This is a genomic window from Desulfoprunum sp., from assembly GCF_053613775.1.
Genome location: NZ_JBSHXH010000004.1, coordinates 752,358 through 766,371 on the forward strand (window position 1 = coordinate 752,358; position 14,014 = coordinate 766,371).

The window sequence follows — 14,014 nt, forward strand, 5'->3', positions numbered from 1 at the left end:
GTACCCGAAGAGGTGGCTGATGCACGCGCCAACACAATAATTACCTATCTGTTTTCAGTAAGATATGGTGTCATAGCCGGGTTTTTCAACCTTTAACCCGGAGACATCCATGACAACAGAAAAAACAGACCAAGCCGTATGGCGATACGGCATCATCAGCCGTCTTCTTCACCCGAATGAAGAGGATGCAACCCTGCAAAACGAGCTCACCCGACTTGCCTCACGATCCTTTCGCAAACCGGACGGGAGAACTGTAACCTTTTCACCGGAGACCCTTCGGAAATGGCTCTATCGCTACCGACACGGAGGTCTTCCTGCACTGGAGGATTCGCCAAGGAAAAACCTCGGCAGCCACAACTCCGTTCCGAAAAAACTCGAAGACCGCCTTTTCGAGTTACGCGGAGAGCATCCACGATGGACTCTGGCCCGTCTTCTCAGTCAACTGATCAACGAGAAGCTTTGGGATATGGTAAATCCCTCCCGTGCAACCCTCTACCGCTTCGCGGCGACCGCAAATCTGCACCGTGACCCGCATCTCGAAACCGACCCGCCGGCAAGGGCCTTTGCCCATCAGGATTTTGGCCAGCTCTGGACCGCCGATTTCCTCCATGGTCCAAAGATCAGGGTGAATGGTCAGAAACGCAAAACCCACCTCACAATATAATAATTGACATTTTCTGGTCTCGATGGTTAATTGCTGTGTAATTTCAGGTGACTACATATCGAGAATACTATGCGCCCAAAATTCATACCTGCCAATAGAGATCAACAGCTCCTCTTCCCTCCATCGATCCAGGATTGGCTTCCGGAACAGCATCTGGCCAGATTTGTTGTCGATATCGTGTCACAGCTTAATTTGCAGCCTCTTGCGGAAACCTATGAGGGCAAGGGATTCAAGGCATACCATCCCGAAATCCTCTTGTCATTGTTGTTCTATGGCTATGCCACCGGAGTCTTTTCCAGCCGCAAGATTGAACAAGCAACCTATGATTCCGTGGCCTTTCGCTTTATCTCCGCCAACACCCATCCCGATCACGATACCATTGCCACGTTCCGCAAACGGTTTCTCGGACAACTCAAACCGCTTTTCGTCCAGATCCTGCTGCTTGCCCGGGAAATGGGACTGCTGAAAGTGGGGAAAATCAGCCTCGACGGGACCAAGGTAAAAGCCAATGCCTCCAAACATCATGCCTTGAGTTGGGAACATGCCTGCAAAATCGAGCAACAACTGCGGACCGAAGTCGAAGAGCTTATCCGTCTCGGCGAAGAAGCCGATTCCGAAAAAATTCCTGACGGGATGGATATCCCGGAAGAACTGTGCCGGCGTCAAGACCGGTTGCAAGCCATAGCGGCAGCGAAGGCGAAAATTGAGGAGCGGGCAGCCCAAAGATACGCCCAGGAGCAAAAAGAACACGAGGAGAAAATCGCTGCACGTCAGGTAAAGGCTGACAAGACCGGCAAGAAACCTCGCGGCCGGGGGTCCCAGACCGCCACCCCCGGGACCCAGGAAAAATGATCAGGTCAATTTGACTGACGAAGAGTCCCGCATCATGCCCTCTTCGGACAAAGGTTTTGTTCGGGCTTATAACGGCCAGGCAGCGGTTGACGTTGACACGATGTGTATTGTCGAAGCTCATATAAGCCAGGCTACGAACGACAAGCAGGAGATTGCCACAACCCTGGCATCCCTGAACGAGTTGCCGGAAAAAGTCGGCAAGGTTGACACCATGCTGGCTGATGCCGGCTATTACAGTGATGCCAATGTGGCATCCTGCGAGAAATCCGGAATTGAATGAACCGTTTATTCCCCCGAATCGGGACAAGCATAACCAGCCTCTTGCCGGTCGATTTTCTCATCCTGATCCTCTGCCGGAAGATGCGGAGCCGATAGACAAAATGAGGTACAAACTCGCGACCGTTGAGGGACGCAAGGTGTATGCGCAACGCAAGAGCACGGTTGAACCGGTATTCGGAATTATCAAACATGTCTTGGGCTTCCGACAATTCTTCTTGCGAGGCCTGGAGGCAGTCTCCGGCGAATGGACACTCGTGTCCATTGCCTGGAATTTGAAACGGATGTTTGCTCTGAAGAGCTAAAATATGTCAAAGAACAGGGCGACCTGAGAGTATTTCAAGCCAGGTTGGTAACGTATGGCCAGATAAATGACATATATTATCAAGTAGCTGAATTTATCAATCCATCCGGTTAGGATGGAATTGGCAGCGATAAGTCAAATCCGACAGACTCCTAGAGGCCGCGCTTTCTCGGCAGAATTCTGCCGAGAAAGCGCGGCTGCCGCCGATCTGTTGTCATGTCTATAGCTTATTTGTGTGTTTATACGTTTTTATGTTTGTACGTTTATATGTTTTTACCGCGTTTCGATTTTGCTGGGTTTAAAAACGTGATGGTTTCGTAAAAAGCCCATTTTAAGAAAGCAGCACCTAATAAATTCAATATGTTGCGATATCAAAATGGCCATTTTGAGACTTTTTACGAGATCATCATACTTGTACGTCAAGCAGCATTGACGTACTGGAATCAATGGATTCCTGACGACAGGATCGTGTATTTATAATTTAAACCATATAGTTAACTTATAAATCGCTCCGTATTTTTAAGTACGTATTACGTAGAATTTTTGACTGTCGAGAGATTATTCTAGTCGTTTTTTACCCACCAATTGGCTTCATTACGAGGATCGATACGTTGAACAACAAGATTTTCCTTATCATTCCGGCATTACCGAGCTTTCTCCCCTGTATCTGGCGCCTGTTCCGGCATGGATTGAACGAACCGGCCGGACTGCTGTCCGACGCCGCCATCGGTCTCGCCGTCTACCTGCTCGCCATCGCCAGCCCCCGCCTGGCCCGCTTCTTCCTGCTCCTGCTCTGGGCCCTCTTCCAGGCCGGATCACAGGAACTGTATGCGGCGATGCAGCGGCTTCCCTCGTGGCAGGATCTGCAGTACCTCGCCGATCCGGACTTCATCGGCAACAGCGCCGCCGGCATGCACCTGGCCTATCCGTTTTTCACCGCTATGCTGATCGGCGGCGCCATTCTCGCCGGCCTGATCAAGGTCCGCCGACCACGCCGGGCCGCCCTGGTGCTGGGGGCAGTGACCGTCGCCCTGCTGCTGGTCACCCAGGGCTATCTCAGCCGGCAGCTCTACGACAGGAGCATCGCCGCCCGATTCAATCCCCTGCACTGGTTCATCAGCGACACCGCCGCGACCTCTCTTCTCCCGAAGGAGGCGGAGCTGACGGTCGCCGACCTGCCCCCTTCCCTCCGCCAGATCGATCTCTCCGGCACCTTGCTGCTGGCCGGCCGCGGCAAGGCCAGAAACGTCCTGATCATCGCCCTCGAGGGAATTCCCGGCCTGTACCTGCCGGCGATCCGCGAGGCCTTCGACGTCCCGGCCGGACCATACCAGATGGAAGGTCTGGCGGCCGCCACCGCCGACGCCACCCTCGTCCCGGACTTCGTCGCCCACAGCCACCAGACCATCCGCGGCCTCTATTCGATGCTCTGCGGCGATTTCAGCAAATTTTCCTATGACATGTCGAAGGCCTTCGAGCTCCAGTTCAACCCCCAGCGGGCCCGGGAATGCCTACCGGCCCAGATGGCCGCCAACGGCTGGGATACCCACTACCTCCAGGCGGCGGGGCTGGCGTTCATGGGCAAGGACCAGGTCATGCCGAATGTCGGGTTCCAACAGGTCCACGGCAACGAATGGTTCACCGAGCCGGACCCCTACCCCTTCATGTGGGGCAAGACCGACCCGGTCTTCTTCCGCGGCGCCAGGCAGTATATCGCCGACCTGCGGGCCACGGACAAGCCCTGGCTCCTCACCCTGCTGACGGTCGGCACCCACCAGCCCTATGCGGTGCCGGATGACATCGCCGCCAAATACCCCAATCGGATGATCGCCACCGTCGCCATCCTCGACCAGGCGGTGGCCGATTTTCTCAAGGGGATCCGGGCGGACGGGGTCCTCGACGACACACTGGTGATCATCACCTCCGACGAGTCACACGGCGACGATATCGGCGAATGGGCGAGCAGCTGGGGGCTGATGGCGATCCTCGCCCCGGAAGGCCGGGATCTGCCCAGGATCAAGGGGGGCGGCTACGGTCTGGTCGACATCGAGGCCTCGGTCCTCGACTACCTCGGCCTTCATGCTCCGGCCTCGATCATCGGCCGCAGCATGTTCCGCGAGTATCGGCAGCCCCGGGAGATGGCCTCCTACACCAACAACAAGCTGCGCTGGCAGACCAGCGACGGGAGGCGGTTCGAGTGCTACCAGAACGGCAGCTGCGGCGTCGGCACTGCCACCAGCCTCATCGGCCCGCTGCCGCAGGATTTCAGTCGCGACGATCACAAAAACGCCCCGCGGCTGTATGCCCTCGCCACCGTCCTCGACCACAAGCTCGCCAGCCGGGAGAAATCGCAGGTTCTGCGCTTCGCCAACGGCGAGATCCGCCGGTTGCCGGAAAAAATCGTCAATGACTGGACCGACAATCTCGCCGGGGCCCAGTATCTCGATTTCCCGGCGGGATCGAAGGTCCATGTGTCGATCAGGATCAAGGCCCTCAAGGCCTCGGCCGAGGGGATCCGCCTCAAGCTGTTGATGCGTCAGTATGAATACGAGGTCGGCGGCATCGACCATCCCCCCTTTCCCGTGCTCCATGCCGGCGAGGAGGGGAGGATCGAATTCGACTTCGACAACCCCATTGCCAAACAGAAATTCTCCTTCCATCTCGTCGGCGAGGGCAAGGACGCCGAGATCAGGCTCGAGGAATTCGACGTGACGATCAATCGCGGCAAGGGGTGATAGTCGGGCGGGTTCTCCGACCGCTGTTGATGACGGCGATACCGGCCGCGATCAGGGCGATGGCGGCGATGATGTGCGGCGTCAGCGGTTCGTCGAGGAGAACAACGCCGAAGAACACCCCGGAGATCGGCATCACCAAAACGAAGGAGTTGAGGGCGGTGGCGCCGTATCGCCGAACCAGCGTGTTCCAGGCGATGAAACCGAAGGAGGCGGTGACCAGGGCCTGATACAGCAGGGCCAGGACGATCCCGGCATCGATCCGGCGGATCATACCGTCGTCCCACAAGGCCCCGGCGAGCAGGAAGATCGGCACTGCCGGCAGCATCGGATAGAGCGAGATCATCACCGGGTTGACCGTCGAACTGAGCCGTTTGGCATAGACCGCGCTCATCCCCCAGATAATCACCGCGCCGAGGATGAACAGGTCGCCGGCCTGGAGGTCGGCGGACATGCCCTGGCGGTCGAGGACCACCAGCAGGACGCCGATAAAGCCGCAGACGATGCCGGCCAGTTTGCGCCAGGTGATCCGGTCGCCGGGGATGTACCAGTGGGCAAACAGCAGGACCACAAAGGGCATGAGATTGCTGATCAAAACGCAATGGGAGGCGGTTGTCTGCGTCAATCCCAGGTAAAACAGGGCGATCTGGGACATGAAGAGCAGCGCCAGGATGGCGAGCCGTCCAGCCTGCCTTCGGTCGACCCCCAGGGGCTGGCCGGCGACGACGGCCCACAGCGAGATGGCGATGGCGGCGATCAGAAAACGCAGCCCGGCGGTGGTCAAGGCCCCCATCCCCTCGAGGCTGAACTTGATCGCCACGGCATTGCCGCCGAAGAGAATATTGAGGAATACCGAAAATACGGCCGGGACAATCGGCAGTTCCTGGTCGGCGGCCTGCTGGCCGCCGGACATCTCCACCATGCGCAACTCCTTTGAGATCATACAGGCACACGCCACCGCCCTGGTCGGCAGCGGCGACATGGAAACCGAATCGACGGGGCGGTCGTGCAATACCGGTACCATGGCCGGCCCGCCTGTGATACAATGCAGCAGCATGCCGTTCCCCACTCCTTTGCCAAGGACCTACGATGAACATCCTCGCCTTTCTCGCCGAACAGAAGATCCTCCAGGCCATGGAGGAGCGCGATCTCAGCGACTCGAAGTACAAGTACAAGCCGCTGCCGCTGGAGGACGACAGCTTCGTCCCGGCCGAGCTGAAAATCGCCTACAAGATCCTCAAGAACGGCGGCTTCCTGCCGCCGGAGGTGGAGGAACGCAAGGAGATCAAGCGCCTTGAGGACCTGATCACCTCCACCGAGGACGAGCACGAACGCCTGCGTCAGATGAAAAAGCTCGAGGTCCTGATGATGAAGATCGACGCGAAGCGCTCTTTTACCACCTCGATCAACAGCCAGCATGAGTATTATCGCAATATCGTCGAGCGGATCACGGTCAAGAGCAAAACGCCGCAGGACAAGGAATCGACCGGCAACGAGCGGTGAACGGCGCTGGAGATCCATCCTTCCCCTCCTCCCCGTCCCGGCGGACCGGCCGGTTCAATCCCGGGCATAGGCTTGACCCCAGTCGCACATCAATTCCAGGATGGGGTGAATGCTTCTGCCCTTTTCGGTCAAAGAATACTCGACCTTCGGCGGTACCTGGCGGAACACCTCGCGATGGACAAGGCCGTCGGCCTCGAGCTCACGCAGCTGCTGGGTCAGCATCTTGCGGGTGATGTCGGGAAACCGGCGCTGCAACTCGGAGAACCGCATCGTCTGCTGGGCTAGATGCCACAGTATCGAGGCCTTCCATTTGCCGCCGACCACCGCCAGGGTGACATCGATCCCGCACCGGTACTCCTTCTGCCGATACACCATGCGCTCGGCCATCCCCTGATCTGGTTGCATAACCGATCCCGCCTTTCTTAGTTCCAAAAAAGATACTACGTGCTTATTTTGATACTACGTTACAATTAAGTTCGTTCTTGACCTTTCGGCACATATGTTCAATCATAGTGCAAATGCAGGCAAAAGTACAGCCTGTTCACATGATATCAACAGGAGGAAATATGAAGACGGTAGCATTCAACGGCAGTCCCAACAAGAACGGCAATACCTTCCATGCCATCCGGATGGTGGCCGACGAACTGGAGAAGGCCGGGATCGAGACCGAGGTCGTTCACGTCGGCAACAAGGCGATCAGAGGCTGCCTCGCCTGCGGCCAGTGCTTCAAGAACAAAAACGAGCGCTGCATCCAGGACGACGAGGTCAATGACTGGATCCAGAAGATGAAGGGGGCCGACGGCATCATCCTCGGTTCCCCGGTCCATTTCTCGGCCATCGGCGGAACGATGAAATCGTTTCTCGACCGGGCCTTCTACGTCACCGGGGTCAACGGCAGCATGCTGCGCCACAAGGTCGGGGCGGCGGTGGTGGCCGTGCGACGGTCCGGCGGCCTGCCGGCCTTCAACCAGCTGAACAATTTCCTCTGCTACACCGAGATGCTGCTGCCGACCTCCAATTACTGGAACGTCATCCACGGCGCCCGCCCCGGCGAGGTGGCCAAGGACGAGGAAGGGCGCCAGATCATGCAGGTCCTCGGCCGCAACATGGCCTGGCTGCTGAAGCTGGTCGAGCATGGCCGCGATGCGATCCCGGAGCCGGAGATGGAGAACAAGATCTACATGAACTTTATCCGCTGAACCGCACCGCGCCACCGGCACCACATCCTGGCCGGCGATCGGAAGTGGCGAGACCCCCTGCACGATCGGGGATTCTTGCCGCTTCCGATGTCACGGTGCTGCCGCGGGCGATCCGTCTATTTCACGACATCGAACACCGCGGCGAAATCGTCATCCGCCAGCCCCGCCGCGCAGGCGCGTTTGAAGGTCTCGTTGGCGATCGCGCCGCCGGGCAGCGGCTGCTTCAGCTCGTCGCCGAGCAACAGGGCCAGGCGCAGGTCCTTCTGCATGTATTTGAGCGGAAAACTGACCGGGTACCCCTCCTGCAGCAGCATCGGCCCCTTGCCCCGGAACATCGGGTTGGCCATCGCCCCCTCGTCGAGGACCTCGAGGATCTGCTGACCGTCGAGACCGGCCTTGCGGCCCAGGGCCATCCCCTCACAGAAGGCCGTCATCATCCCGCCCATGATCATGTTGACGACCAGCTTCATCCGCGCCCCCTGGCCGACCGCCCCGAGATAGTGGCTCTTCTTGCCCATGACCTCGAGGGCCGGGAGGGCCTCCTCGAACAGATCCTCATCGCCGCCGGCAAGGAAGATCAGGGTCCCGTCCTCGGCCGGTTTTTTGGTCCCCGACACCGGGGCCTCGAGAAACCGGCCGCCACGCTCGGCCACCGCCGCGGCGATCCGGCGGGCGGTATGGTCGTCGACGGTCGAGACATCTACATAGCCGCGACCGCCGCCGATCCCTTCCACCACCCCGCCCGAGCCGAAGCAGACCTCGATCGAGGCGGCCGGATCGGAGAGCATGGCGAAGGTGATATCGCAGGCGGCGGCGACCGCCGCCGGGCTCTTCCCCTGCCTGGCCCCCAGCGCCACCAGGGGGGCGCACCGCTCGGGGTTGCGGTTCCAGACCGTCACCTCGAACCCCGCCCGTACCAGATTGGCCGCCATGGCCCCGCCCATGATGCCGAGGCCGAGAAAACCGTATTTTGCCATAGTGAAACCCTCCTCTGTCATTGCAGTAATGGTTGATGAACCCGTCCGCTTCACCGGTAACCGGAGATGCCCCGCGAACGGTTTCGCACCGGGTCTGTCGCCGCAACCCTCCGCTCAGGGCAACAGGATCGTGCTGCCGGTGGTCTTTCGCGCCTCGAGATCGCGATGGGCCCGGGCCGCATCCTGCAGCCGGTATTCCTGGCCGATACGGATTTTGACCGCCCCGGCGACGACCACCTCGAACAGGTCGCGGGCATGGGCCAGCAGGTCCTCCCGCCGGGCGGTGTAGTGCATCAGGCTCGGCCGGGTGAGAAACAGCGAGCCACGGGCCGCCAGCACCCCGAGGTCGAGCGGCGGCACCGGTCCCGACGACTGGCCGAACGAGACCATCGTCCCCAGCGGCCGCAGGCAGTCGAGCGACTGCATGAAAGTGGCCTGGCCGACCGAGTCGTAGACCACGTCCACCCCCTGGCCGCCGGTGATCTCCCGTACCGCCCCGACGAAATCGGTGTCGCGGTAGAGGATGGGATGGGTGCAGCCGCAGTTCCTGGCCTCTTCCGCCTTTTCCCGGCTGCCGACCGTGCCGATGATCGTCGCCCCGATATGCTTGGCCCACTGGCAGACGATCGATCCGACCCCGCCGGCCGCGGCATGGATCAGGATGGTATCGCCGGCCTTGACGGTGAAGCAGCCCTTGAGCAGATAGCGGGCGGTCATCCCCCGGAGCATCATCGCCGCCGCCTGGCGGCAGGCGATCTCATCCGGCAGCCGCACCAGCCGGTGCGCCGGCATGCACCGCACCTCGGCATAGGCACCGAGGGGAACGCCGGCATAGGCCACCCGGTCGCCGCGGGCGAATTCCGTCACCCCGGCGCCGACCATGTCGACGATCCCCGCCCCCTCGAGCCCGGGGACCACGGGCAGCGCCGGCACCGGATACAGGCCGGTGCGGTGGTAGACATCGATGAAATTGAGGCCGATCGCCTCGTGGACGACCCGCACCTCGCCCGGTCCCGGGTCGCCCGGATCGTACTCCTGCCAACGGAGGACCTCCGGTCCCCCGGTCGTCTCCATCCTGATCGCATGTGCCATGACATTCCTCCACGGTTGACTTTGATCCCGGCCACATCGCCTCCCCCGGCGCCACGCCGACAATATAGTCACGAATCAACCCGGCGCCCGCGACAATCTCGCCCTTTTCCCACTTTCCCCCGCCGCCCGGTTCGGCACCCCGATCATTCCAGCCTTGCGCTGATGCTCCGAATTATAGTAGTTTCTCGGGGAAAAACCGATACCGCGGCAACCATCCATCTCAAACTTCCAGCAAAGGCAGAGAACCATGAACGAACGCAACTACCTCGACCAGACCAATGCGCTGTTCGAGCAGATCAAACGCGGGGCCTTTCTCACCGTCAAGGCCGGCGACGCCATCAACACCATGACCATCGGCTGGGCCACCATCGGCTGGATCTGGCAGCGGCCGGTCCTGATGGTCGCAGTCCGCGATTCCCGCCACACCTTCACCCTGCTCGAAAAGACCGACAATTTCACCATCACGGTGCCGATGGGATCCGGATCCGCCAAGGCCCTGACGCTGTGCGGGACCAAATCGGGGCGAGACATGGACAAATTCGCCGAGTCCGGCCTGCAGCCGAAGCCGGCCCGCACCACCGAATCGCCGGTTATCGACGTGCCGGGGGTCCACTACGAGTGCCGCATCGTCTACAAATCGGCGATGGACAGCGCCTTCCTTGATCCGGCGCTCGACAAGCTCTACCCGCAGAAGGATTTCCATACCCTGTACTTCGGCGAAATCCTCAGCTGTTACGAGACAGAATGATCATATCGAGTCGATGTTTCGTGATATTCAGCCAGCGACAACCGGCCGCCGGCCATTGTCCATCATCGGTGCAACCATGAAACGACTGCTTTTTCTGGTCATGACCCTCCTCGCCGCCATCCCTGTCTCGGCGGCAGAACCGCTGAAACTCGGCCTGCTGCAGATCGAGGATTCGGCCCCCTTCCATGTCGCCGAGCAGGAACGGCTCTACGCCCGCGAGGGGCTGGAGGTCGAGCTGGTTCCCTTTCTGAGCGCCATCGAACGAGACAGCGCCCTGGCCGCCGGGGCGATCGACGGGGCGATCGACGATCCGATCGGCGCCATCCTCTTCGACCAGGGGCGGGGCCGGCTGAAGATCACCGCCCTCTGCCTCGGCGACCGGCCGGCCGAGGGGGTCTTCGCCATCCTCGCCTCGCCGAAATCCGGCCTTGCGACTGCAGCCGACCTGAAAGGGGTCGAGATCGCGGTCTCCAGCTCGACGATCATCGAATACGTCACCGACCGGATGCTGGAACAGCAGGGATTCGCGCCCGGGGAGGTAAAGAAGATCGAGGTGGCGAAGATGCCGATCCGGATGCAGATGCTGCTGTCCGATTCGGTCAAGGCCGCCACCCTGCCCGAGCCGCTGGCCTCGATCGCCGTCGGCAAGGGGGCCAGGGTCCTCGTCACCGATGCCGCCGGCGACGAGAGCCTGTCGCAGACGGTGATCGTCTTCCGGCCCGAGGTCCTCACCACCCGGCGGGCCGAGGTCGCCGCCTTCTTCCGGGCTTATGCCGGGGCGGTGGCCGCCATCAACGCCGCACCGGAGAAATACCGGGCGCTGGTGGTGGAAACGGGCCGGATCCCGTCGGACCTCGCGAAGGCCTACCCGATTCCCCGCTATCCCTCGCCGGCCCCGTTCCGTCCCGCCCTCTACACCCCGATCATGAGCTGGCTGGCCGCCAAGGAGCTGACGGCGCCGATCCCGTATGACAAGATGGTCGCCACCGATTTCATGGAACCGGACAACTGAGCATGATCAGGGTCGACGCGGTCAGCCTCTCCTTCACCCATGAAGGGGAGGTCAGCCAGGTGCTGCAGGGGATCTCGTTTGCGGTCGAGGATCAGGGGAGCTGCGCCATCATCGGCCCCTCCGGCTGCGGCAAGACCTCGCTGCTGTTCCTGCTGGCCGGGCTGCTGCAGCCGGACGCGGGGACGATCACGATCGAGGGCCGCCCCCGCACCGGCACGATCCTGCAGAATTACGGCCTCTTCCCGTGGAAAACGGTGATCGACAACATCGGCCTCGGCCTCGCCCTCAAAGGGGCGCCGAAGGCCCGCATCCGCACCAGGGTCGAGGGCCTGCTGGCGGAGATGGGGCTTGCCGGCTTCGGCCGTCACTACCCGGCCCAGCTTTCCGGCGGGATGCAGCAACGGGTGGCGATGGCCCGGGCCCTGGCGATCGAGCCCCAGATCCTGTTCATGGACGAACCGCTGTCGTCGCTCGATGCCCTGAGCCGGGAGCGGCTGCAGAACCTGATCCTCGAAGTCTGGCGCGACAAGCGGATCACCACGATCCTCGTCACCCACTCGATCGAGGAGGCGGTCTATCTCGGCCGGCGGATCATCGTCCTCAGCCGGCGGCCCGGCCGGATCCTCGAGATCGTCGACAACCCCGGGGCCGGCGATCGGGAATACCGTCAAACCGAGCAATTTTTCCGCCACTGCAACCAGTTGCGCCGGATATTGAAAGAGGAAGATGATGGGCCGCAAGCGTGATATCCTGATCGCCGCCCTGATCCTTCTCGCGCTGTGGCAGGCCGCGGCCCTGCTCCTCGATTCGATGGCCCTGCCCCAACCGTGGATCGTGCTGGTCGACATCGGCAGCAGGATCGCCGACGGCAGCCTCCTCGACGATCTCGCCATCAGCACCTTCCGGGCCCTGTGCGGCATCGGCCTCGCCCTGGCCGCCGCCGTGCCGCTCGGTCTCGCCGTCGGGGCCGAGGCATCGCTGGGCCGGCGGCTGTCGCCCTTCATCTACCTGCTCTACCCGATCCCGCATGTGGTGCTGCTGCCGCTGATCATCATCCTCTTCGGGATCGGCAACTTCTCCAAGATCTTCCTCATCGCCCTGATCGTCTTTTTCCAGATCCTGGTGACGACCCGCGACGCCGCCCGCACCATCCACCGCAACTACTTCCATGCGATGCAGACCCTGGGAGCGACCCGGCTGCAGATCTACCGCCACGTCATCCTCCCCGCCTCGCTGCCGAAGATCCTGACGGCGCTGCGGATCTCGATCGGCACGGCGGTGGCCATCCTCTTCTTCGTCGAATCCTTCGCCACCACCACGGGCCTCGGCTACATCATCATGGACTCCTGGGGCCGGGCCGACTATGTCGCCCTCTACACCGGCATCTCCTGCATGGCCCTGCTCGGCTTCGCCCTCTACCTCCTCCTCGACCGCCTCGAACGCCGGCTCTGCGCCTGGACCCGGAGCAATTGACGTCCAAACAGGAATTTTTCTCTATCAAATTGATCCGGTAGTCATCTCTGTCGCCCAACAAGGTGGTTGCAACGCCAGGGCCTTCTCCTTGCAGAAGGAGCCGAACAGCTCGCTTTCGATCAGCTCGGCCGGCAGGGCGGCGCAGTTGACCCGGATGATCGGCTTGTCTTTCCTCGCCCCCTGATAATGGATGGTCGAGGCGATCAGCTCCTTGCCGGTGCCGGATTCGCCGAGGATAAGGACGGTGGAATCGGTCCGGCTCACCTTGTCGAGAATGGCGAAGACCGCCTGCATCGCCTTGCTCTCGCCGATGATATTCGGGGCCCCGTAGTAGCGGTGCAGCTCCTTCTTGAGGCGGATATTTTCCTCGGTGAGGATCTGGATCTCCAGGGCCTTGTGCACGGTGACCAGCATCTCGTCGAGATCGAACGGTTTGGTGATATAATCGAAGGCGCCGCAGCGCATGGCCTCCACGGCATCCTTGATGGTGGCGTAGGCCGTCATCATGATCACCGGGATGATCGGCAACTCGCTCAGGGATTTCCGCAGCACCTCGGCCCCGCCCGCCCCCGGCAGGCGGATGTCGGTGATGACCAGGGAAAACTCGCCCTGCTCCAGGGCCGCCAGCGCCGCGTCGCCATCGGCCACGGCCAGCACGCTGTACCCTTCGCCCTTCAGCGCATCGGTCAGCGAAATGCGCAGGATCTTTTCGTCTTCGACGATGAGAATGCTCTTGCTCATGTTGCCTCCGGAATGATGAAAGAGACCCTGGTGCCGATCCCCTCCTGGCTGTCCAGTTCGATCTGTCCCCGGTATTTCTTGACCAGTTCATAGGTCATCCACATCCCCAACCCTGTCCCCTCCCCGGCCTTCTTGGTCGAATAGAACAGGTCGAAGACATTGTCCAGCCGGCCCCGGGGAATGCCGGTGCCGGTATCCCCAATCGTGATCCGCACGGCCTTGTCGCCCCGTTCGGCCGTCACCTTCAGCGTTCCCCCCGTTTCCATCGCCTGGATGGCGTTGATCATGGTATTGAGGAACATCTCCTCGAGATCGTGGGGCGCCACCGGGACCACCAGCATCGGATCGACCTCCTGGCGATAGGAAATCTCCTGCCTCTTCATGCGGTAATCGAGATATTTCAACACCCGGGAAAGCACCGTCGCCACTTCGGACCGTTTC

The 14,014-nt window shown here is 61.0% G+C and carries 14 protein-coding genes and 1 pseudogene; 9 read left to right on the forward strand and 6 right to left on the reverse strand.

The genetic code is table 11. The annotated features are described in order from the left end of the window. The first annotated feature begins 109 nt into the window (after positions 1-109). From ACWGKN_RS07420 to ACWGKN_RS07430, 3 genes and pseudogenes are all read left to right on the forward strand, one after another. On the forward strand, positions 110-664 hold the full coding sequence (locus ACWGKN_RS07420) for a helix-turn-helix domain-containing protein (RefSeq protein WP_035233406.1): 555 nt from the start codon (positions 110-112) through the stop codon (positions 662-664). Between the two features lie 69 nt (positions 665-733). Beyond that, positions 734-2,097 (forward strand): annotated as a pseudogene (locus tag ACWGKN_RS07425) (IS1182 family transposase). 610 nt (positions 2,098-2,707) lie between these two features. After that, the gene (locus tag ACWGKN_RS07430) at positions 2,708-4,831 is read left to right on the forward strand and encodes a sulfatase-like hydrolase/transferase (protein WP_052160314.1); all 2,124 of its coding nucleotides are present in this window, start codon (positions 2,708-2,710) and stop codon (positions 4,829-4,831) included. Here the strand turns inward: ACWGKN_RS07430 and ACWGKN_RS07435 are convergent. Beyond that, positions 4,812-5,885 (reverse strand): DMT family transporter, encoded by a 1,074-nt coding sequence (locus tag ACWGKN_RS07435; RefSeq protein WP_052160313.1) that lies wholly within the window; start codon positions 5,883-5,885, stop codon positions 4,812-4,814. The genes ACWGKN_RS07430 and ACWGKN_RS07435 overlap by 20 nt on opposite strands. Positions 5,886-5,917: 32 nt before the next feature. Here ACWGKN_RS07435 and ACWGKN_RS07440 point away from each other — a divergent pair, with 32 nt between their 5' ends. Continuing rightward, entirely contained in the window at positions 5,918-6,331 is a 414-nt protein-coding gene (locus ACWGKN_RS07440) for a DnaJ family domain-containing protein (protein WP_035233405.1), read from the forward strand. Positions 6,332-6,385: 54 nt separating this feature from the next. Here ACWGKN_RS07440 and ACWGKN_RS07445 read toward each other — a convergent pair whose 3' ends face one another. Further along, complete coding sequence (locus ACWGKN_RS07445; RefSeq protein ID WP_035233404.1) at positions 6,386-6,718, reverse strand: winged helix-turn-helix transcriptional regulator; 333 nt, start codon at positions 6,716-6,718, stop codon at positions 6,386-6,388. A 179-nt stretch (positions 6,719-6,897) separates the two neighbouring features. On the opposite strand from ACWGKN_RS07445, the gene ACWGKN_RS07450 reads away from it, so the two are divergent. Then, on the forward strand, positions 6,898-7,530 hold the full coding sequence (locus ACWGKN_RS07450) for a flavodoxin family protein (protein ID WP_035233403.1): 633 nt from the start codon (positions 6,898-6,900) through the stop codon (positions 7,528-7,530). A 116-nt stretch (positions 7,531-7,646) separates the two neighbouring features. Here ACWGKN_RS07450 and ACWGKN_RS07455 read toward each other — a convergent pair whose 3' ends face one another. Next, entirely contained in the window at positions 7,647-8,507 is an 861-nt protein-coding gene (locus ACWGKN_RS07455; protein WP_035233402.1) for an NAD(P)-dependent oxidoreductase, read from the reverse strand. Positions 8,508-8,621: 114 nt separating this feature from the next. Then, positions 8,622-9,599 (reverse strand): quinone oxidoreductase family protein, encoded by a 978-nt coding sequence (locus tag ACWGKN_RS07460; protein WP_035233401.1) that lies wholly within the window; start codon positions 9,597-9,599, stop codon positions 8,622-8,624. A gap of 247 nt (positions 9,600-9,846) precedes the next feature. Between ACWGKN_RS07460 and ACWGKN_RS07465 the strand changes: the two genes are divergently transcribed. From ACWGKN_RS07465 to ACWGKN_RS07480, 4 genes are all read left to right on the forward strand, one after another. After that, entirely contained in the window at positions 9,847-10,347 is a 501-nt protein-coding gene (locus ACWGKN_RS07465) for a flavin reductase family protein (protein WP_035233400.1), read from the forward strand. 76 nt (positions 10,348-10,423) lie between these two features. Then, a complete protein-coding gene (locus ACWGKN_RS07470; RefSeq protein ID WP_452094963.1) occupies positions 10,424-11,359 on the forward strand; it encodes a MetQ/NlpA family ABC transporter substrate-binding protein in 936 nt (311 codons plus the stop codon). A gap of 2 nt (positions 11,360-11,361) precedes the next feature. Next, positions 11,362-12,105: an ABC transporter ATP-binding protein gene (locus ACWGKN_RS07475; RefSeq protein ID WP_035233398.1), complete on the forward strand. Its 744-nt coding sequence runs from the start codon at positions 11,362-11,364 to the stop codon at positions 12,103-12,105. After that, positions 12,086-12,832, forward strand: coding sequence for an ABC transporter permease (locus ACWGKN_RS07480; RefSeq protein WP_035233397.1), 747 nt, complete (start codon positions 12,086-12,088; stop codon positions 12,830-12,832). The genes ACWGKN_RS07475 and ACWGKN_RS07480 overlap by 20 nt, the downstream gene beginning before the upstream one ends. A 24-nt stretch (positions 12,833-12,856) precedes the next feature. On the opposite strand, the gene ACWGKN_RS07485 is transcribed toward ACWGKN_RS07480, so the two are convergent. Beyond that, the gene (locus ACWGKN_RS07485) at positions 12,857-13,573 is read right to left on the reverse strand and encodes a sigma-54-dependent transcriptional regulator (RefSeq protein WP_452094964.1); all 717 of its coding nucleotides are present in this window, start codon (positions 13,571-13,573) and stop codon (positions 12,857-12,859) included. Then, positions 13,570-14,001: a sensor histidine kinase gene (locus tag ACWGKN_RS07490; protein WP_452094965.1), complete on the reverse strand. Its 432-nt coding sequence runs from the start codon at positions 13,999-14,001 to the stop codon at positions 13,570-13,572. The genes ACWGKN_RS07485 and ACWGKN_RS07490 overlap by 4 nt, the downstream gene beginning before the upstream one ends. Positions 14,002-14,014 lie beyond the last annotated feature (13 nt).